This is a genomic window from Pseudomonas sp. PvP089, assembly GCF_017875165.1.
Classification (GTDB): domain Bacteria; phylum Pseudomonadota; class Gammaproteobacteria; order Pseudomonadales; family Pseudomonadaceae; genus Aquipseudomonas; species Aquipseudomonas fortuita.
Genome location: NZ_JAGGME010000001.1, coordinates 202,157 through 221,935, shown reverse-complemented (window position 1 = coordinate 221,935; position 19,779 = coordinate 202,157). Strand labels below are relative to the sequence as shown.

Annotated in this window: 15 protein-coding genes; 5 read left to right on the top strand and 10 right to left on the bottom strand. The window is 63.1% G+C overall.

What is annotated here, in order from left to right:
• Positions 1 to 32 precede the first annotated feature (32 nt).
• The 3 genes from J3A71_RS01055 to J3A71_RS01045 all read right to left on the bottom strand — a co-directional run bounded on the left by J3A71_RS01055 (position 33) and on the right by J3A71_RS01045 (position 4,068).
• Positions 33 to 1,130 carry a polyamine ABC transporter substrate-binding protein gene (locus tag J3A71_RS01055; RefSeq protein WP_016489725.1) on the bottom strand — a complete coding sequence of 366 codons (1,098 nt, stop codon included), beginning with the start codon at positions 1,128 to 1,130 and terminating at the stop codon, positions 33 to 35.
• Positions 1,131 to 1,299: 169 nt separating this feature from the next.
• Positions 1,300 to 2,661 carry an aminotransferase gene (locus tag J3A71_RS01050; RefSeq protein ID WP_016489726.1) on the bottom strand — a complete coding sequence of 454 codons (1,362 nt, stop codon included), beginning with the start codon at positions 2,659 to 2,661 and terminating at the stop codon, positions 1,300 to 1,302.
• Positions 2,662 to 2,709: 48 nt separating this feature from the next.
• A complete protein-coding gene (locus J3A71_RS01045) occupies positions 2,710 to 4,068 on the bottom strand; it encodes a glutamine synthetase family protein (RefSeq protein ID WP_016489727.1) in 1,359 nt (452 codons plus the stop codon).
• 574 nt (positions 4,069 to 4,642) lie between these two features.
• Here J3A71_RS01045 and J3A71_RS01040 point away from each other — a divergent pair.
• Positions 4,643 to 6,019: a glutamine synthetase family protein gene (locus J3A71_RS01040; protein ID WP_016489728.1), complete on the top strand. Its 1,377-nt coding sequence runs from the start codon at positions 4,643 to 4,645 to the stop codon at positions 6,017 to 6,019.
• Positions 6,020 to 6,155: 136 nt separating this feature from the next.
• Here J3A71_RS01040 and argA read toward each other — a convergent pair whose 3' ends face one another.
• A complete protein-coding gene (gene argA / locus J3A71_RS01035; RefSeq protein ID WP_016489729.1) occupies positions 6,156 to 7,454 on the bottom strand; it encodes an amino-acid N-acetyltransferase in 1,299 nt (432 codons plus the stop codon).
• Positions 7,455 to 7,578: 124 nt separating this feature from the next.
• On the bottom strand, positions 7,579 to 8,721 hold the full coding sequence (gene argE, locus J3A71_RS01030; protein ID WP_096426892.1) for an acetylornithine deacetylase: 1,143 nt from the start codon (positions 8,719 to 8,721) through the stop codon (positions 7,579 to 7,581).
• A 115-nt stretch (positions 8,722 to 8,836) separates the two neighbouring features.
• On the opposite strand from argE, the gene J3A71_RS01025 reads away from it, so the two are divergent.
• On the top strand, positions 8,837 to 10,204 hold the full coding sequence (locus tag J3A71_RS01025) for a CYTH domain-containing protein (protein ID WP_024718089.1): 1,368 nt from the start codon (positions 8,837 to 8,839) through the stop codon (positions 10,202 to 10,204).
• 43 nt (positions 10,205 to 10,247) lie between these two features.
• Here J3A71_RS01025 and J3A71_RS01020 read toward each other — a convergent pair whose 3' ends face one another.
• The gene (locus J3A71_RS01020) at positions 10,248 to 10,718 is read right to left on the bottom strand and encodes an Lrp/AsnC family transcriptional regulator (protein ID WP_003253717.1); all 471 of its coding nucleotides are present in this window, start codon (positions 10,716 to 10,718) and stop codon (positions 10,248 to 10,250) included.
• A gap of 126 nt (positions 10,719 to 10,844) precedes the next feature.
• Between J3A71_RS01020 and J3A71_RS01015 the strand changes: the two genes are divergently transcribed.
• The 3 genes from J3A71_RS01015 to J3A71_RS01005 all read left to right on the top strand — a co-directional run bounded on the left by J3A71_RS01015 (position 10,845) and on the right by J3A71_RS01005 (position 13,348).
• A complete protein-coding gene (locus tag J3A71_RS01015; RefSeq protein ID WP_016489732.1) occupies positions 10,845 to 11,150 on the top strand; it encodes a hypothetical protein in 306 nt (101 codons plus the stop codon).
• A gap of 121 nt (positions 11,151 to 11,271) precedes the next feature.
• Positions 11,272 to 12,945, top strand: a complete 1,674-nt coding sequence (locus J3A71_RS01010) for a GspE/PulE family protein (protein ID WP_096426893.1) — start codon at positions 11,272 to 11,274, stop codon at positions 12,943 to 12,945.
• Positions 12,946 to 13,033: 88 nt separating this feature from the next.
• Positions 13,034 to 13,348, top strand: a complete 315-nt coding sequence (locus J3A71_RS01005) for a DUF2388 domain-containing protein (protein ID WP_024718088.1) — start codon at positions 13,034 to 13,036, stop codon at positions 13,346 to 13,348.
• 110 nt (positions 13,349 to 13,458) lie between these two features.
• Here the strand turns inward: J3A71_RS01005 and gcvP are convergent, their stop codons facing one another.
• The 4 genes from gcvP to J3A71_RS00985 form a co-directional block, all read right to left on the bottom strand.
• A complete protein-coding gene (gene gcvP, locus J3A71_RS01000; RefSeq protein ID WP_102667611.1) occupies positions 13,459 to 16,332 on the bottom strand; it encodes an aminomethyl-transferring glycine dehydrogenase in 2,874 nt (957 codons plus the stop codon).
• 129 nt (positions 16,333 to 16,461) lie between these two features.
• The gene (gcvH, locus tag J3A71_RS00995) at positions 16,462 to 16,845 is read right to left on the bottom strand and encodes a glycine cleavage system protein GcvH (protein WP_016489736.1); all 384 of its coding nucleotides are present in this window, start codon (positions 16,843 to 16,845) and stop codon (positions 16,462 to 16,464) included.
• A 51-nt stretch (positions 16,846 to 16,896) separates the two neighbouring features.
• Complete coding sequence (gene gcvT, locus J3A71_RS00990; protein WP_096426895.1) at positions 16,897 to 17,979, bottom strand: glycine cleavage system aminomethyltransferase GcvT; 1,083 nt, start codon at positions 17,977 to 17,979, stop codon at positions 16,897 to 16,899.
• Between the two features lie 123 nt (positions 17,980 to 18,102).
• Positions 18,103 to 19,620, bottom strand: coding sequence for an iron ABC transporter permease (locus J3A71_RS00985; protein ID WP_231995349.1), 1,518 nt, complete (start codon positions 19,618 to 19,620; stop codon positions 18,103 to 18,105).
• Positions 19,621 to 19,779: the final 159 nt, after the last annotated feature.

The following is a 19,779-nucleotide window of genomic DNA, read 5'->3' as shown; positions in this document are numbered from 1 at the left end:
GTAAAGCCCGGCCCAGAGGTGTCGCATAGGGCTTATTTGCCCGATTTGATCTTGGTCCAGCTGCGGGTGATTACACGCTGCACAGAAGCGTCAGGCGCAGCGATCGCGTACAGCTGCTTCTTCACTTCGGCAGGCGGGTAGATGCTCGGGTCACCGCTGATGTCTTTGTTCACGAGCGCAGTGGCAGCCTGGTTGCCGTTCGGGAAGCGCACGGCGTTGGTGATCTCGGCCATGATTTCCGGCTGCATCAGGAAGTCCATGAACTGATAGGCGGCGTCTTTATGCTCGGCATCTTTGGGGATGGCGACCATGTCATAGAAGGTACCGGCGCCTTCTTTCGGAATGACGTAGTCCACTTTCACCTTGTCGCCAGCTTCGTGGGCGCGGGCCTTGGACTGCTCCAGGTCACCCGAGTAACCGACCGCCACGCAGATGTTGCCGTTGGCCATGTCGCCGATGTACTTGGACGAGTGGAAGTAGGTGATCGAAGGACGAATCTTGAGGAACAGGTCCTCGGCGGCCTTCAGGTCTTCTTTTTTGGTGCTGTTGCTCGGCAGGCCCAGGTAGTGCAGCGCGGCCGGGATCATTTCGGTCGGTGCATCGAGGAAGCTCACACCGCAGCTTTTGAGCTTGGCGATGTTCTCAGGCTTGAACACCACGTCCCACGAGTCGATCTTGTCCACGCCCAGCGCGGCCTTGACCTTCTCCGGGTTGTAGCCGATGCCGATCGAGCCCCACATGTACGGGAAGGCGTGCTTGTTGTCCTTGTCGCTGGCATCGCCAACGGCTTTGAGCAGGTCGGGGTCGAGGTTCTTCCAGTTCGGCAGCTTGGAACGGTCCAGCTCCTCGTAAACACCCGCCTTGATCTGCTTGGCCAGGAAGTTGTTGGACGGCACCACGATGTCGTAGCCCGACTTGCCTGCCAGCAGCTTGGCTTCGAGGGTTTCGTTGCTGTCGAAGACGTCGTACTTGACCTTGATACCGGTCTGCTTCTCGAACTTGGCGATGGTGTCCGGCGCGATGTAGTCCGACCAGTTGTAGACGTTCAACACCTTGTCTTCAGCCTGAACAGCGGAGGCCATGGCACCCATAAGGGCGGCGGCCAGCAACGTCTTGCCCATTTTCTTCATGCGTAATGCTCCAGAATTTTTGTTTAGCCTTCCGTTCAGCAGCCAGGACCCACGGTGCAGAGCGCGCGGCGACTGAAACAGTCGCTAGTCTGGCAAGTTACAAGGCCCTGTATCAAGGAAAGCAGGGCGTTGTAACGACTTAATGTCACATCGCTAGCCTAGCAGGTGCTCAGTTGATCGCCTGGAGCGTCAGGTCCAGGCATTTGCGCGCCTTTTCCACCAGCTCGTCGATCTCCGCATGGCTGATCACCAGCGGCGGCGCGATGATCATGGTGTCACCCACCGCGCGCATGATCAGGCCATTTTCGAAGCAGAAGTTACGGCAGATCATGCCCACACCCTTGCCCTCGTAACGGCTGCGGGTGGCCTTGTCCTTGACCAGCTCGATCGCGCCGAGCATGCCAAGGCCACGGACTTCACCCACCAGCGGGTGGTCCTGCAGCTCACGCAAACGCTTTTGCAAATACGGTGCCGCTTCAGTGCGCGCCTTCTCGACAATTTTCTCGTCGCGCAGGATGCGCAGGTTTTCCAGGCCCACCGCGGCCGCGACCGGGTGACCCGAATAGGTGAAACCGTGGTTGAAGTCACCGCCTTCGCTGATGACCTTGGCCACTTTGTCACGCACGATCACACCGCCCATGGGGATGTAACCGGAGGTCAGGCCCTTGGCGATGGTCATAAGGTCGGGCTTGAGGTCGTAATAGTCAGAGCCGAACCATTCGCCGGTACGGCCGAAACCGCAGATGACTTCGTCGGCAACGAACAGGATGTCGTACTTGGCAAGAATCTCCTTCACCTTCGGCCAATAGGTTTCTGGCGGGATGATCACGCCGCCTGCGCCCTGGATAGGCTCGGCGATGAAGGCGGCGACGTTGTCTTCGCCCACTTCGAGGATTTTCTTCTCGAGCTGCTCGGCCGCCCAGACACCGAACGCATCCGGGGTCATGTCACCGCCTTCGCCGAACCAGTACGGCTGCGGGATGTGCACGATGCCCGGGATCGGCAGGCCGCCCTGCTCGTGCATGCCGCTCATGCCGCCCAGGCAAGCACCGGCGAAGGTGGAGCCGTGATAGCCGTTGATACGGCCGATGATGGTCTGCTTGTGCGGTTTGCCCTTCAGCGCCCAGTAGTGACGCACCATGCGCAGCACGGTGTCGTTGCCTTCTGAGCCGGAGCCGGTGAAGAACACATGGGTCATGCCTTCGGGCGCCACATCGGTGATCGCCTTGGCCAGTTCCAGCGCAGGCGGGTGAGCAGTCTGGAAGAACAGGTTGTAGTACGGCAGCTCGCGCATCTGCTTTTCTGCCGCCTGCACCAGCTCTTCACGGCCGTAACCGACCGCCACGCACCACAGGCCCGCCATGCCGTCGAGGATCTTGTGCCCCTCGCTGTCCCACAAATGCACGCCCTGGGCCTTGGTGATAATGCGCGGCCCCTTCTCCTTCAGCTGCTTGTAGTCACTGAAAGGTGCGAGATGGTGCTCCCCGCTCAGGGTTTGCCATTCACGGGTTTGCGGGTTGTTGACGCTCATGTGCTTCTCCGTTGTTCGACAGCCGCGCTCCAGCGGCCCCAGGGTTTATCAGACAGCGAACAGCAGGAACTCACGCTCCCAGGAACTGATGACGCGTTTGAAGTTCTCGTGCTCGGCGCGCTTGGTGGCGACGTAGCCGGTAATGAATTTCTTGCCCAGGTACTGCACCAACGCACGGCTGTTTTCCATGCGCTCCAGGGCATCTTCGATGGTCAGCGGCAGGCGCAGGTTGCGGCGTTCGTAGCCACGGCCCTGCACCGGCGCGCTGGCCTCGATGCCTTCGACCATGCCGATGTAGCCACACAGCAGGCTGGCGGCAATGGCCAGGTAAGGGTTGGCGTCAGCGCCCGGCAGGCGGTTCTCGACCCGGCGGCTTTGCGGGCCGGCATCCGGTACGCGCAGGCCGACGGTGCGGTTTTCTTCGCCCCACTCCACGTTCACCGGCGCCGACGTGTCGGGCAGGAAGCGGCGGAACGAGTTGACGTTGGGGGCGAACAGCGGCAGCGCCTCGGGGATGAACTTCTGCAAGCCACCGATGTGGTTGAGGAACAGCTCGCTCATGCTGCCGTCTTCATTGCTGAAGATGTTCTTGCCAGTGGCCAGGTCGACCACGCTCTGGTGCAGGTGCATGGCACTGCCCGGCTCGCCGGTCATGGGCTTGGCCATGAAGGTGGCGGCCACGTTGTGCTTGAGTGCAGCCTCGCGCATGGTGCGCTTGAACACCAGGATCTGGTCGGCCAGGTGCAGGGCGTTGCCGTGACGGAAGTTGATTTCCATCTGCGCCGTGCCGTCTTCGTGAATCAGCGTGTCCAGGTCCAGCTGCTGCAGTTCGCACCAGTCGTACACGTCTTCGAACAGCGGGTCGAATTCGTTGGCGGCTTCGATCGAGAACGACTGGCGGCCGGTTTCCGGGCGGCCCGAACGGCCTACCGGGGGCTGCAACGGGAAGTCCGGGTCTTCGCTGCGCTTGGTCAGGTAGAACTCCATCTCGGGCGCGACAATCGGCTGCCAGCCCTTGTCGGCGTAGAGCTTGAGGACTTTCTTCAACACGTTGCGCGGCGACAGTTCGACCGGGTTGCCCTTCTTGTCGTAGGTGTCGTGGATCACCTGCGCTGTCGGCTCGATGGCCCACGGCACCAGGAACACGGCGTTCTCGTCGGGGCGGCAGATCATGTCGATGTCGGCCGGGTCGAGCAGTTCGTAATAGATGTCGTCGTCGACGTAGTCGCCAGTCACGGTCTGCAGCAGCACGCTCTCGGGCAGGCGCATGCCTTTTTCAGCGATGAATTTGTTGGTGGGCGAAATCTTGCCGCGCGTGATGCCGGTCAGGTCACTGATCATGCATTCGACTTCGGTGATCTTGTGCTCTTTCAACCAATCGGTGAGCTGGTCGAGGTTGTTACTCATAAATACCTCAGGAGGTAAGGTGGGCCGCACGTTGATTCTGGATGGAGTAGATTGCTAAAGCAAAAACCCCCGCGCAGCGCCGCAGTGGATACACTGAAAACAAGTGTGTCCATAATGAGTTGGAAGGGCAGGAAGACGAAGTGAAAGGCGGCAAGCCGCTTCGAGGCCAGGACCGGAGACGCCAAACGTCAATTATTGCGGCCAGGGCGACCACGCCATTGACGAAGCTTGCAAAAACGACAGAGGTACCCGTTGGCACTGCGCAGGCAGTGCTTTCAGGTCGCGGCAAGCGGACCATGTGACCCTCGTATTATTGTGTTCTGGGTTGTGACCGAGCTTAGCCTTGTTCATTTTTTTACACAACACCCGCGTAAAAAATAAAAGACGGCACGCTTGAGATACCCCTTTGCAGGTGAAATAGCGGATAATGGCACGCCCCGATTTGCAGCAAATCTGCCGTAGATGTGCCATTTCAGGGCATCATGGGGTTGGCTTGACATCAGTATGGCTTTTCGATTGACTGGTCCTGCAAGCCCCCCTTGATTGATATTTTTAACAACAAAGGTGTTGCATCATGTCGGTACCCCCGCGTGCCGTTCAGCTTAACGAAGCGAACGCGTTCCTTAAGGAACATCCTGAGGTTCTCTACGTTGACCTTCTGATTGCAGATATGAATGGTGTGGTGCGCGGCAAGCGCATTGAGCGCACCAGCCTCCACAAGGTTTACGAGAAAGGCATCAACCTGCCGGCCTCCCTCTTCGCCCTGGACATCAACGGTTCCACCGTCGAAAGTACCGGGCTTGGCCTGGACATTGGCGATGCTGACCGCATCTGCTACCCGATCCCCGACACGCTCTGTAACGAGCCGTGGCAAAAGCGCCCCACTGCCCAACTGCTGATGACCATGCACGAGATCGAAGGCGAGCCGTTCTTCGCCGACCCTCGTGAAGTGCTGCGTCAGGTGGTGAGCAAGTTCGACGAGATGGGCCTCACCATTTGCGCTGCATTCGAACTGGAGTTCTACCTGATCGACCAGGAGAACGTGAACGGCCGCCCGCAGCCGCCGCGCTCGCCAATTTCGGGCAAACGCCCGCAGTCGACCCAGGTGTACCTGATCGACGACCTCGACGAATATGCCGACTGCCTGCAGGACATCCTCGAAGGCGCGAAAGAACAAGGCATCCCGGCCGACGCCATCGTCAAGGAAAGCGCCCCGGCGCAGTTCGAAGTCAACCTGCACCACGTCCCCGACCCGCTCAAGGCCTGTGACTACGCAGTACTGCTCAAGCGGTTGATCAAGAACATTGCGTACGACCATGAAATGGATACCACCTTCATGGCCAAGCCCTACCCGGGCCAGGCAGGCAACGGCCTGCATGTACACATTTCCGTGCTGGACAAAGATGGCCACAACATCTTCACCAGCGAGGATCCCGAGCAGAACGCCGCGCTACGTCACGCTGTCGGCGGTGTGCTCGAGACCCTGCCCGCGTCCATGGCGTTCCTTTGCCCGAACGTCAACTCGTACCGCCGCTTTGGCGCGCAGTTCTATGTTCCGAACGCGCCAAGCTGGGGCCTGGACAACCGCACCGTAGCGCTGCGGGTGCCAACAGGCTCGGCAGATGCCGTGCGCCTCGAGCACCGGGTCGCCGGCGCCGACGCCAACCCGTACCTGATGATGGCGGCCGTACTGGCAGGCGTGCACCACGGCCTGACTAACAAGATCGAGCCGGGCAAGCCAATCGAAGGCAACTCGTACGAGCAGCTGGAGCAGAGCCTGCCGAACAACCTGCGCGATGCCTTGCGCGAGCTGGACGACAGCGAGATCCTCAACAAGTACATCGATCCGAAGTACATCGACATCTTCGTCGCGTGCAAGGAAAGCGAGCTGGAGGAGTTCGAGCACTCGATCTCCGACCTCGAGTACAACTGGTACCTGCATACCGTGTAAACAAAAACGCCGCCCCTCAAGGGCGGCGTTCTTGTTTGAGACCGGTGTCGCCCGCTTCCGCAGGTAAGCCACAAGCTTCAGCACTGGAGATTACCCTGTGGGAGCGGGCTTGTCCCGCGAAGAGGCCGGTACAGGCTTAAAGCGGTTTCTCGAAAATCTTCGAATTGCGCTGGTAGTTGTACAGCGAAGCCCGCGCCGATGGCAGCCGCTCCACACCGCTGGGTGCAAAACCGCGCTCACGGAACCAGTGCGCCGTACGCGTCGTCAGCACGAACAGGGTATTCAACCCCATCTGCCGCGCCCGGCTCTCGATGCGCTCCAGCAATTCATCTCCGCGCCCGCCGTGGCGGTATTCCGGGTTCACCGCCAGGCATGCCAGCTCTCCTGCTTCGGATTCGGCAATCGGGTACAACGCCGCACAGGCGATGATCATGCCCTCGCGCTCGACCACGCTGAACTGCTCGATCTCCCGCTCCAGCACTTCACGCGAGCGGCGCACCAGAATGCCCTGCTCTTCCAGCGGGCTGATCAGTTCCAGCAAGCCGCCCACATCCTCGATGGTTGCCTCGCGCACCACTTCGAACTGCTCCTGCGACACGAGCGTACCGCCACCACCCCGGGTGAACAGTTCGGTCAGCAGTGCGCCGTCCTCGGCATAACTGACAATGTGGCTGCGCGCCACGCCGCCCTTGCAGGCCTCGGCGGCGGCGTCCAGCAGTTCGCCCTGGTAGTCGCTGCCCAGACGCTGCAGGTGCGGGGCAACCTGCTGCGGGCGCAGTTCCCGCACCAGCTTGCCGTCGGCGTCCAGCAGGCCCGGCTCGGCGCCGAACAGCAGCAACTTGTCGGCCCCCAGTTCGATGGCGGCACGGGTGGCCACATCTTCACAGGCCAGGTTGAAGATTTCGCCGGTGGGCGAGTAGCCCAGCGGCGACAACAGCACGATGGAGCGCTCGTCGAGCAGGCGGCTGATGCCCTTGCGGTCGACCCGGCGCACTTCACCGGTGTGGTGGTAGTCCACCCCTTCGAGCACGCCGATCGGCCGTGCGGTAACCAGGTTGCCAGACGCCACCCGCAGGCGCGAGCCTTGCATCGGCGACGCGGCGATGTCCATCGACAGGCGTGCCTCGATGGCCAGGCGCAGGGCGCCAACGGCATCGATCACGCAGTCCAGGGTGGCGGCATCGGTGATACGCAGGCCATGGTGGTAGTGCGGGGTCAGCCCGCGCTCGGCCAATCGGCTTTCGATCTGCGGGCGCGAGCCATGCACCAGCACGAGGCGCACGCCCAGGCTGTGCAGCAACACCAGGTCGTGGACGATGTTGCCGAAATTAGGGTGTTCCACCCCATCGCCGGGGAGCATGACCACGAAGGTGCAGTCGCGATGGGCATTGATGTACGGGGAGGCATGACGCAGCCAGTTGACGTAGTCGGGCATGACAGGGCCTGTGGATAAGTGGACGGAGAACGGCGATACAAGGGGCGTTCAAGATCATCGTCGGAACAGGCTTGCGGTCACGCGCGGTCTCCTCTAGGCAGGAACGAATCAACTCGATTGACGTTTAGTGCAGGCAATAGTGCCGGATCAGGTCACGCAATAGACGCACGGTAGGCTCGATTCGTGACATTTCAAGGTATTCGCCGGGCTGGTGGGCACAGGCGATGTCGCCAGGGCCCAGCACGATGGTCTGGCAGCCCAGCTGCTGAAGATAAGGCGCTTCGGTGCCAAACGCCACCGCTTCGGCGCGATGGCCCGTCAGGCGTTCCGCCACTTGCACCAGCTCGGCATCGGCAGCCTGCTCGAACGGCGGCACCTCCGGGAACAGCGGTGCATAGTCGATGCGCACATCATGGCGCTCGGCCACGGGCACCAGCTTTTCGCGTATGGCTGCGCGCAGTTGCTCCACATCCATGCCCGGCAGCGGCCGCAGGTCGAATTCGAGCGCACACTGGCCGCAGATGCGGTTGGGGTTGTCGCCGCCGTGGATGCAGCCGAAGTTCAGGGTCGGGGTCGGCACGGTGAACTGCGGGTTGCGGTAGGTTTGCTGCCATTGCTGGCGCAAGCCCATCAGCTCGGCCATCACCGCGTGCATGGCCTCCAGGGCGCTGCGGCCCAGGCTTGGGTCCGACGAATGGCCGCTGCGCCCGAGGATGTCGATGCGGTCCATGAGAATGCCCTTGTGCATGCGGATCGGCCGCAGCCCGGTAGGCTCGCCGATGACCGCAACACGGCCCAGGGGCTGGCCGGCCTCAGCCAGGGCGCGGGCACCGGACATGGAGCTTTCTTCGTCGCAGGTGGCGAGGATCAGCAGTGGCTGCTTGAAGTCGTGCTCCAACAGCGGGATGACGGCTTCGATGACCAAGGCGAAAAAGCCCTTCATGTCACAGCTGCCCAGGCCGACCCAGCGGCCATCGACCTCGGTGAGCTTCAGCGGGTCGCTGGCCCACAGTTGTTCGTCATAGGGGACGGTATCGCTGTGCCCGGCCAGCACCAGGCCACCCGGGCCGCTGCCGCGGCTGGCCAGCAGGTTGAACTTGCCCGCAGTGACCTGCTGGATGTCGCATTTGAACCCCAGGTCGCCCAGCCACCCCGCCAGCAGGTCGATCACGTGGCGGTTGGACTGGTCCAGCGCAGGTTGGGTGCAACTGACCGAAGGCGCGGCGATCAAGGCGGCAAACTGGTCTTTCAGCGTCGGCAACGGCATGCACATACTCCTCGGAAGCGTTGCCCATCATAGGACTATCCGCTGTCTGGAATAAACCGTTGGTGGCTGACTGCTGTAGACTCTCCGCCAACCACGCCCCTCTTTCGAGTCTGTGATGCACAAAGAAACCGAACTGAAGCTCCGCGCCAGCCGCGAGACCCTTGCCGCCCTGCGCGAGCACCCTCTGCTGAAAAAGCGCAACAAGTCCGGCTGGCAGACCCGTGAACTGCTCAACCAGTACTTCGACACCCCCGAGCGTGAGCTGTCCGCCGCCCGTGTCGCCCTGCGCCTGCGCCGCGATGGCGATGCCGTCATCCAGACCCTCAAATGCCGCGGCACCAGCGTGGCCGGCCTGTCCGAGCGCAACGAGTACGAATGGAACCTGGACAAGGTCAAGCTCGACCTGAAGAAGCTGGACGCCACCTGCTGGCCCGAGCAACTGGCAGACCTGGACAAGAAAACCATCAAGCCGCTGTTCACCACCGACTTCAGCCGTGAATACGCCGAAATCGCCTGGGGCCGTGGCAAGAGCAAAGTGGTGATCGAAGCCGCGCTGGACCAGGGCTTCGTGATCGCCGGCAAGCGCAAGGAAGAGATCTGCGAGCTGGAGCTGGAACTGCGCGAAGGTGACCCGCAAGCACTGCTGGAGCTTGCCGCCGAGCTGGCCGCCAGCCTGCCGCTGATGCCCTGCGACATCAGCAAGGCCGAGCGTGGCTACCGCCTGCTGGAGCCGGACAGCTACGAGTTGGGCCTGCCGCACAGCGAGCTGGACGCCGAGATGGCCCTGGACGACGCTTACGCCGCATTGGCCTGGCAACTGCTGGGCAGCAGCCAGCGCCTGGCCGAGCAGTACCGCCACAACGGCCACTGGCGCCTGCTGCAGGACTGGGTCGAGTGCCTGAGCGAGCTGCGCGCCCTCACCGCCAGCCTTGGCCAGGCCGCGCCACGCGCGAGCACCCGTGACCTGCGCAGCAGCCTCGACGCCCTGCTGGAAGACTGGCGCCCGCTGGTGCAGGCCGGCAACGATGACGAAGACATCCGCCGCGCTGCCCCCGAGCAGTTCGCCGAAGAACTGGAAGACGTGCGCTGGGGCCAGTTCTCGCTGGAAACCTCGCGCTGGCTGCTGGCCCGTTCCTGGACCGTGGAGCGCAAAGGCCGTGGCGAACGCCAGGGCAAGGCGCAGCTGGCCAGCTGGCTGGCACACCTGCTGGGCGAAGAAGGCCGTGCGTTGAAGCTGCCGCTGTACACCCAGCGCCCAGAAGACCTGGCCGAGCAGCTGCCACGTATCGAGCAACTGCTGGCCTGGCTACACCATGCTCGCCAGGTGCTGGAAGCGCCGCAGATGGACCGCCTGTATGGCGACCTGAAGAAGCTGCACGAGCTGGCCGAACTGCCAATCAGTGATGAAGTGCTGGACGCACGTATCGAACAGGCTCGGGCAGTGGATCAGAGTCGCGGCTGGAAGCACCTGATCAAGGCTTGATACCGCGTCGCCATTTCGCGGCGGTTCGGCGCCGCGAATGGCCTCACCGCGACAGCGGCAGGCTGGTGGTGGACTTGATCTCGGACAGCGCCACAATAGAGTTCACTTCCTGGATACCCGGCACGTTCGACAGTTTTTCGAAGAAGAACCGTTCGTAGGCCTCGATATCCGACGTGACGATGCGCAGTAGAAAGTCCACTGCCCCCATCAGCACATAACACTCCAGCACCTCCGGAAACCCGCGGATCGCCTCGGTAAACTCGGTGAAGTTGGAGCGCCCGTGAGCATTGAGCTTCACCTCGGCGAAAATTTGCGTGTTCAGGCCGACTTTCTTGCGGTCCAGCAAGGTCACCTGCCCGCGAATCACCCCCTCTTCCTTCAAGCGCTGTATGCGCCGCCAGCACGGCGATTGCGACAGCCCCACGCGCTCGGCGATCTGCGCGCTGGACAGCGAAGCGTCCTCTTGCAGCAGTTCGAGAATGCGGCGGTCGTAGGCGTCCAGCTCACTATGCATTGTTCAATCTCCTGATTGGCATTATCTGAATTGATCAATTCATCAACTAGGCAAAATGATCAAATGATAGCGAAAAAATGCCGCGCCTGACGTGCAAGAATTTCTCCCACATTCGCGGAGACCAGCATGAACGCACAGCCCCGTACCGACGCCTGGGCCGCCAGCAACGCCCACAGCACCGTGCACTACCGCCTGCAAGCAGATGCCGAGCCCGACAGCCTGTGCCGCGTGCTCAACCTGTTTGCCCTGCAGTTCCTGACCCCGCACAGCGTGCACGTCAGCCAGCAGGATGACTGGCTGGACATCGAAGTCGGCATTGGCGGCCTGAGCTGGCACCGGGCCGAGGTGATTGCGCAGAAACTGCGTAACCTGGTGTGTGTGGGTGAAGTGAGCCTGACCAACATGCACCGGGTGGAGCTGGCGGTTGTATGAATATTTGCGGCGCTATCGCCGGCACAGAAATAGCAAATTCCTGAAACCCTTCACCTCCGATGCTCTTCCGCCGCCCGGCTAGCCTTGATCAGCACTTCCCCATCAGGCACGGACGCCAACCATGCACACCCCCGACAACCTGGAACTCGATCTGAAGCGCGTGCTTCAGGCCCTGCTCACCGATCAGTACCTACACGCCAACGACACCCTGCAAGTACTCGAACACGCCGCCGCACAGCCCGCCGGCCACCCGCTGGAACACATCGCCGCCTGCTGCCTGGAAGACCGCCGGCAACCAGGCCGGCTGCTGGACGTGGACTACCTCTGCCAATGGCTGGCCGGCAAGGTCGGTCAGCCCTACCTGCGTATCGACCCCCTGCAACTCGACCTGCCGCAAGTCGCCGGCCTGGTATCCCCTGCTTTCGCCCAGCGCCACGGCATCCTCATCGTCGCCGACGACCCCTCCGGCATCACCGTCGCCAGCGCCCAGCCCTACCAGAACGACTGGCAGGCAGACCTGGCCCGCAGCCTGGGTCGGCCGATCCGCCGCGTGCTGGCCAGCCCCACACAAATCCGCCAGTCAGGGCAGTCGTTTCACCACTTGGCCCAGTCGGTAAAGGGCGCGCAGCACCAGCAATCGTCCAGCCTGGGCGACCTCGAACAGTGGCTGGAACTGGGCATGCGCCAGACCGAAGCCAGCGCAGACGACGCGCACATCGTGCATATCGTCGACTGGCTGCTGCAATACGCCATTGAGCAGCGCGCCAGCGATATCCACCTGGAGCCACGACGCGACCAGGGCCAGTTGCGCTACCGCATCGATGGCCTGCTGCACACCGTGTATGCCTTCCCCGCCGGGGTCACCCTGGCGCTGGTCAGCCGCCTGAAACACCTTGGCCGCATGGACGTTGCAGAAAAGCGTCGGCCCCAGGACGGCCGCCTGCAAAGCCGGCTACCGGGTGGTGGTGAAGTGGAACTACGGCTGTCGACGCTGCCGACCCCGTTCGGCGAAAAGCTGGTACTGCGCGTGTTCGACCCACACCAACTGCACGAGGGCTTCGACCACCTCGGTCTGGAGGGGCCGCAGCTGGCTCAGTGGCAAAGCCTGCTGCGCCAGCGCCAGGGCATCATCCTGGTCACCGGCCCCACCGGTTCCGGCAAGACCAGCACGCTGTACACCAGCCTCACACTGCTGGCCACGCCGCAGGTAAACGTGTGCACCATCGAAGACCCGATCGAACGCCTGGAACCGGCCTTCAACCAGCTACAGGTGCAGCCCGCGCTGGACCTGGGTTTTGCCAGCGCCGTGCGGGCCATGCTGCGCCAAGACCCGGACATCATCATGATCGGCGAAATCCGCGACCGCGAAACGGCCCTGGTGGCGGTACAGGCGGCCCTGACCGGGCACCTGGTCCTGTCGACCCTGCATACCAACGACGCCTGCGCGGCAATCACGCGCCTGCAAGAGCTGGGTGTGGCCGACTACCTGATCAAGGCCACACTGGTCGGGGTCATGGCCCAGCGCCTGGTGCGTACGTTGTGCCCGGACTGTGGAGCGAATCCTTCAGACACCTGCCGGACCTGCCGAGGCACCGGTTTTCATGGGCGCACGGGGTTGTTCGAACTGCTGCAGCCCAGTGAGAGCCTGCGTGCTTTGATTGGCCCGAACACCGATCTGACCCATTTACGGCGTCAGGCGCTGGCCGATGGCCTGGTTGACCTGCGCCGTTGCGGCGAGGCCAAAGTGGCTAGCGGGCAGACCCGTACCGAGGAAGTACTGCGTGTCTGCAACTGACGAAAAGTCCTTCGTATTCAAGGAACTTGCCCTGGCAGAAAAGATCCAACCGCGCATCTTTAACCCTCACCCTTCGAGGTGTTTCAACATGCGTCTCAAAACCGCCATCGCTGCCGCTGCCTTGCTTTCGCTGCCCATTGGCTCGGCCATGGCCGATACCTTCTGGCGTAACGTGATGACTTCCGGTGCAACCACTGGATCGAGCTACCTGACCTCGCGGGATCACAAACTGGTAGTAGCCGCGCAGGATGACGCCAGCAGCTTCGTCGCCAGCGAAGGCGCAATCCGCGGGCCGTTCCTGGAAGCGGCCATGCGCCAGGCACGGGCAGAGCACCCAGGGATGCAAGCTTCCGACATGGAGCTGGCCAATGCCATCCTGGCCAAGAATGCAGTAGCCGAGTAACCGCGTCGCCTGCTTCGCGGGCCTGCCCGCTCCCACAGGGACCGCACAAGGCTGAATCTGGTGCAATTCCTGTGGGAGCGGGCAAGCCCGCGAAAAACCCAGCACTAATCTCAGCGGTAAGCCTCCACCGGCACACACGCGCAGAACAGGTTTCTGTCCCCATACACGTTGTCCACCCGGTTCACCGCCGGCCAGTACTTGTGCTGGCGCACGTGCGCACTGGGTGCCACCGCCTGCTCCAGGCTATACGGCCTGTCCCACACCCCCAGTACATCAGCCAGGGTATGCGGCGCATGCTTGAGGGGGTTGTTCTCCGCCGGCCAGTTGCCGTCCTGCACCTCGCCAATCTCTGCACGAATCGCCAGCATCGCCTCGACAAACCGGTCCAGCTCGGCTTTGGACTCACTTTCGGTCGGCTCCACCATCAGCGTGCCCGGCACCGGGAATGACATGGTCGGGGCGTGGAAACCATAGTCCATCAAACGCTTGGCCACGTCCTCCTCGCTGATGCCCGTCTGTGCTTTCAACGGCCGCAAGTCGAAGATGCACTCATGCGCCACCCGCTGGTTGCGCCCGCGGTAGAGCACCGGGAAGGCGCCGCCCAACTGGCTGGCCAGGTAGTTGGCCGACAGGATTGCCACCTCGCTGGCATCGGCCAGCTGCGGCCCCATCATGGCAATGTACATCCAGCTGATCGGCAGGATGCTCGCGCTGCCCCAGGGTGCGGCGCTGACCGCGCTGTTGTTCGGGTCCAGGCCGGGCACAGGTACCACCGGGTGGCTGGCAACGAACGGCGTGAGGTGCGCGCGGATGCCAATCGGCCCCATGCCCGGGCCACCACCGCCGTGAGGGATGCAGAAAGTCTTGTGCAGGTTCATGTGCGAAACATCGGCCCCCATGTCGGCCGGCCGCGCCAGGCCCACCTGGGCATTGAGGTTGGCGCCATCCATGTACACCTGGCCGCCGTGCTGATGGACCACTTCGCAGATTTCGCGGATGCCCTCTTCGTACACACCGTGGGTGGACGGATAGGTGACCATCAGGCACGACAAGCGCTCCCCGGCCGCGTGGGCTTTGGCCTTGAGATCGTTCAAGTCGACGTTGCCGTGGTCGTCGCAATCCACGATCACCACCTCCATGCCCGCCATTTGCGCCGACGCCGGGTTGGTGCCGTGGGCTGACGAGGGAATCAGGCACAGCGTACGCTGGGGCTGGTGGCGGCTGCGATGGTAGCGGGTGATGGCCATCAGGCCTGCGTACTCGCCCTGGGCACCGGAGTTGGGCTGCATGCAGATGGCGTCGAAGCCGGTGATTGCGCACAGCCAGCTTTCCAGTTCGTCGATCATCGCCTTGTAACCCGTGGCCTGGGCCGCCGGCGCAAAGGGGTGCATGTGGGCAAAGCCGGGCCAGGTGATGGGGATCATTTCACTGGTGGCGTTGAGTTTCATGGTGCACGAGCCCAGCGGGATCATCGACTGGTTCAGGGCCAGGTCCTTGTTCTCCAGCTGCTTGAGGTAGCGCAGCATCTCGGTTTCGCTGTGGTGCAGGTTGAACACCGGGTGAGCGAGAAACGGCGTGCGCCGCACCAGCCCGGCCGGGATGCCTTGGGGCAGGGCCAGCTGATCGAGGGCAGCGATCTCCAGGCCGTGGTCCACACCCAGGAAGATATCGAACAGGCGCAGCACCGTGTGCTCGTCACAGGTTTCGTCCAGGCTCACGCCCAGGTGCCCGCGCCCAAGAATGCGCACGTTGATGTGCGCGGCTTCGGCGCTTTCGATGATGGCCGCCTGGGTGCCGCCGACATCCAGGGTAAGGGTGTCGAAGAAATGCCGGTTGAGCCGCTGGATGCCTTTGGCTTCAAGGCCAGCAGCCAGGATGACGGTCAGCCGGTGCACACGCTGGGCGATGCGCTGCAGGCCTTCAGGGCCGTGATACACCGCGTAGAAGCCGGCAATGTTGACCAATAGCACCTGGGCCGTGCAGATGTTGGAGTTGGCCTTCTCGCGGCGGATATGCTGCTCGCGGGTTTGCAGGGCCATGCGCAGCGCAGTGTTGCCACGGCCATCGCGCGACACGCCAATGATGCGCCCCGGCATGGCACGCTTGTAGTCGTCGCGGCAGGCGAAATAGGCCGCGTGGGGGCCGCCGTAGCCCATCGGCACACCAAAGCGCTGGGTCGAACCCAGTACCACATCGGCCCCCAGCTCGCCGGGGGGCGTCAGCACCACCAGGCTGAGCAGGTCGGCAGCCACGCAGGCCAGTGCCTGCTGGCTGTGCAACTGGTCGATCAGCGGGCGCAGGTCACGCACCTCGCCGTGGGTGTCGGGATACTGCAGCAAAGCGCCAAATACCGCGTGATTGCCAAGGTTATCCACAGCGTCGACGATCAATTCGAAGCCAAAGCCCTCGGCGCGGGTCTTGAGTACCGACAGCGTTTGCGGGTGGCAGTGCTCGTCAGCAAAGAAGGCATTGCTCTTGTTGCGCGCCATCCGCTTGGCCAGGGCCATGGCCTCGGCGGCGGCGGTGGCTTCATCGAGCAGCGAGGCATTGGCCAGCGCCAGCCCGGTGAGGTCGATGACCATTTGCTGGAAGTTCAGCAGCGCCTCCAGGCGGCCTTGGGCGATTTCGGGTTGATACGGCGTATAGGCGGTGTACCAGCCGGGGTTTTCCAGCACATTGCGCAGGATGACCGTGGGGGTGATGGTGCCGTGGTAGCCCATGCCGATCAGGCTGGTCCAGACCTGGTTCTGTGCGGCGTAGCCGGCGAGTTTGGCCAGCGCGGCCTGCTCATCCAGCGCCGCTGGCAGGTCAAGTGGGCGATTGAGGCGGATGCCTGGCGGTACGGTCTGCTCGATCAGCTCGCTGCGGCTGGCGACACCCAGCACGTTGAGCATGGCCTGCTGTTCTGCGCCATCGGGGCCCAGGTGGCGATGCAGGAAAGGGTTGAGCTCTTGCAGTTGATGCAGGGATGGCGACTGGGACATGACGACGCTCTCTTCCTAGACCAGGTCTCATGGAGACTTACAAGTCTAGGAAGGGATTGCCGATTCTGCGGGGAAACTTGCTTTGGCCTGGCGAAAGCCGGGGGCGCGTTGCGCCCCGAGATCTATCAGTTACTCGCCGATGGCAGCTGCATAGCCGGCAGCATCCAGCAGCTTTTCCAGCTCGGCCGGGTTGCTTGGCTTCAGTTTGAAGATCCACGCTGTGTAGGGTTCTTCGTTGAGCTGCTCCGGGCTATCGGCCAGTTCTTCGTTGACTGCGATCACTTCGCCGCCGATCGGGGCGTAAATGTCCGAAGCGGCCTTGACCGACTCGACCACACCGGCAGCGTCGCCAGCGGCGAATACCTTGCCGACTTCGGCCAGCTCGACGAATACCACGTCACCCAGGGCTTGCTGGGCGTGGTCACTGATACCCACGGTCACGCTGCCGTCGGCTTCCAGGCGCGCCCACTCGTGGCTTTCGGCAAAACGCAGGTCGGCGGGGATATTGCTCATGTCTTGAATTCCTCGATTGGCTCAGCGGTACGCCCGCCGGTTGATAAATGTTCAGATCAGGATCTTGCCGTGGCGCACGAAGGTCGGTTTGACCACTCGCACCGGGTACCATTTGCCGCGGATTTCCACCTCGGCGCGGTCACCGGTGGCCATGGGTACGCGCGCAAGGGCAATGGACTTGCTCAGCGTAGGAGAGAAACTACCACTGGTGATCTCCCCTTCGCCAATCCCGGCCACACGCACCACCTGGTGGGCACGCAGCACGCCGCGCTCTTCCAGCACCAGGCCGACCAGCTTTTCCTGCACACCCTGTTCGATTTCCGTCAGCAGGCCGGCGCGGCCGATGAAGTCACGCTCGGCTGGCTCCCAGGCGATGCTCCAGCCCAGGTTGGAGGTCAGCGGGGTATGGGCTTCGTCGATGTCCTGGCCGTACAGGTTCATGCCGGCTTCCAGGCGCAGAGTATCGCGGGCACCCAGGCCACTGGGGGCGATGCCGGCGCCGACTAAATCATTGAAGAATGCCACCGCCTGATCGCCCGGGAAGATGATCTCCAGGCCGTCCTCACCGGTATACCCGGTGCGGGCAATGAACCAGTCACCGTCGGCGACACCTTCGAACGGTCGCAGATCGCGAATCAGCGCCGCACGCGCCTGGCTGAGCAGTGCTGCGACCTTTTCGCGGGCACGTGGGCCCTGGATGGCGAGAATGGCCAGGTCGGGGCGGACCTGGAATTTCACGGTAAAACCGGCCTGCTGGCGTTCTAGCCAATCGAGCACTCTCGCCCGGGTAGCGGCATTGGTGACCAGGCGGTAGCCGGTTTCCGTGCGGTAGACGATCAAGTCGTCAATCACCCCGCCCTGCTCCTGGAGCAGCGGGCTGTACAGCGCCTTGCCGGTAGCCTTGAGGCGGGCCACGTCGTTGGCGAGCAAACGTTGCAGCCAGGCAGTTGCGTCGCTGCCATCGACATCGATCACGGTCATGTGGGAAACATCGAAAACCCCGCAATCGCTGCGCACCTGGTGGTGCTCCTCGACCTGCGAGCCATAGTGCAGGGGCATGTCCCAGCCACCGAAATCGACCGTTTTGGCGCCAAGCGCCAGGTGCAGGTCATACAAAAGCGTGCGCTGTCCCATGGGTTTCTCCTTCCGGGCGTGGCGAAGCGGCGGCGGTCGATGACGTTTGATCGTCAGCTCTTCTTGTAGGACCCACCGCGCGAATGCCGCGCATTGTAGCCGCAAGGACGCAGGCTGACACCCTCAGTGACTGTGACCGGGCCGATGTGCCGAACGGCGGATCAGGCCGATGACCGGCAGCAGGCCCACCAGTACCAGCGTCAATGCGGGCAGCGAGGCACGCGCCCATTCGCCCTCGCTGGTCATCTCGAACACCCGTACCGCCAAGGTGTCCCAGCCGAACGGTCGCATCAGCAAGGTGGCCGGCATCTCCTTGAGCACATCGACGAACACCAGCAGGGCGGCGCTGAGGGCACCGGGCACCAGCAGCGGCAGATACACCTTGAAAAACAATCTGGGCCCACCCACGCCCAGGCTACGGGAGGCCTCGGGCAGTGACGGGCGGATACGCTCCAGGCTGCTTTCCAGCGGCCCGTAGGCCACGGCGATGAAACGCACCAGGTAGGCCAGCAGCAGGGCGGCCAGGCTGCCCAGCAACAGCGGCTTGCCTGCCCCGCCCAGCCAGCTGGACAGCGGAATCACCAAGTGGTTGTCGAGGTAACTGAACGCCAGCATGATCGACACTGCCAGCACCGAGCCGGGCAAGGCATAGCCCAGATTGGCCAGGCCGACCCCGGCGCGGATAGCCCCCGTCGGCGCCTGCCGCCGGGCAAAGGCCAGCACCAGCGCCACGCTCACCGTGACCAGTGCCGCCATGCTGCCCAGGTACAGGGTGTGCAACACCAGGCCGACATAGCGCTCGTCCAGGTCATGCCGGCCGCGTTGCCAGAACCACGCCAGCAGCTGCAGCAGCGGGATGACGAAGGCGCAGGCAAACACCAGCAGGCACCAGCCACTGGCCAGCAGCGCCTTGACCCCGCGCAGGTGGTACAGCGCCTGCGCCCGCGGCCGCTCGTTGCCGCTGCGGCTGGCCCCACGGGCACGGCGCTCGCCGTACAGCACCAGCATCACTGCCAGCAACAACAGGCTGGCCAGCTGGGCGGCGCTGGACAGGCTGAAGAAGCCGTACCAGGTCTTGTAGATGGCGGTAGTGAAGGTGTCGAAATTGAACACGGCCACCGCGCCGAAGTCGGCCAGGGTTTCCATCAAGGCCAGGGCAATGCCGGCACCGATGGCCGGCCGTGCCATCGGCAAGGCCACACGCCAGAAAGCCTGCAGGGGCGATAGCCCGAGTACGCGCGCCGCTTCCATCAGGCCTTTGCCCTGGGCCAGGAAGGCCGTGCGCGCCAGCAGATAGACATAGGGGTAGAACACCAGCACCAGCACGATGATCACCCCGCCGGTGGAGCGCACCCGCGGCAGGCGCATCGGCCCGAACACCTCACGCAGGGCGCTTTGCACCGGGCCGGCGAAGTCCAGCAGGCCGACGAAGACGAACGCCAGCACATAGGCCGGGATGGCGAACGGCAGCATCAGCGCCCAGTCCAGCCAGCGCCGGCCGGGGAACTCGCAGAGGCTGGTGAGCCAGGCGAGGCTGACGCCCAGTACAGTGACGCCGATACCCACGCCCACCACCAGCGTCAGGGTATTGCCCAACAGGCGGTTCATCTGGGTGTCGAGCAGGTGCGACCAGATCTGCATATCGATCGACTGCCAGGACAACAGCAGGACGCTCAAGGGCAGCAGCACGAGGGCGGCGATCAGGGAGACCGGGAGGTACCAGCGGCGTTGGGGGGTGTGGGGCAAGGCTTGATTCTCGGTTGCGATGGCGACCGCTGCGCGGTCGTTCGCGGGACAAGC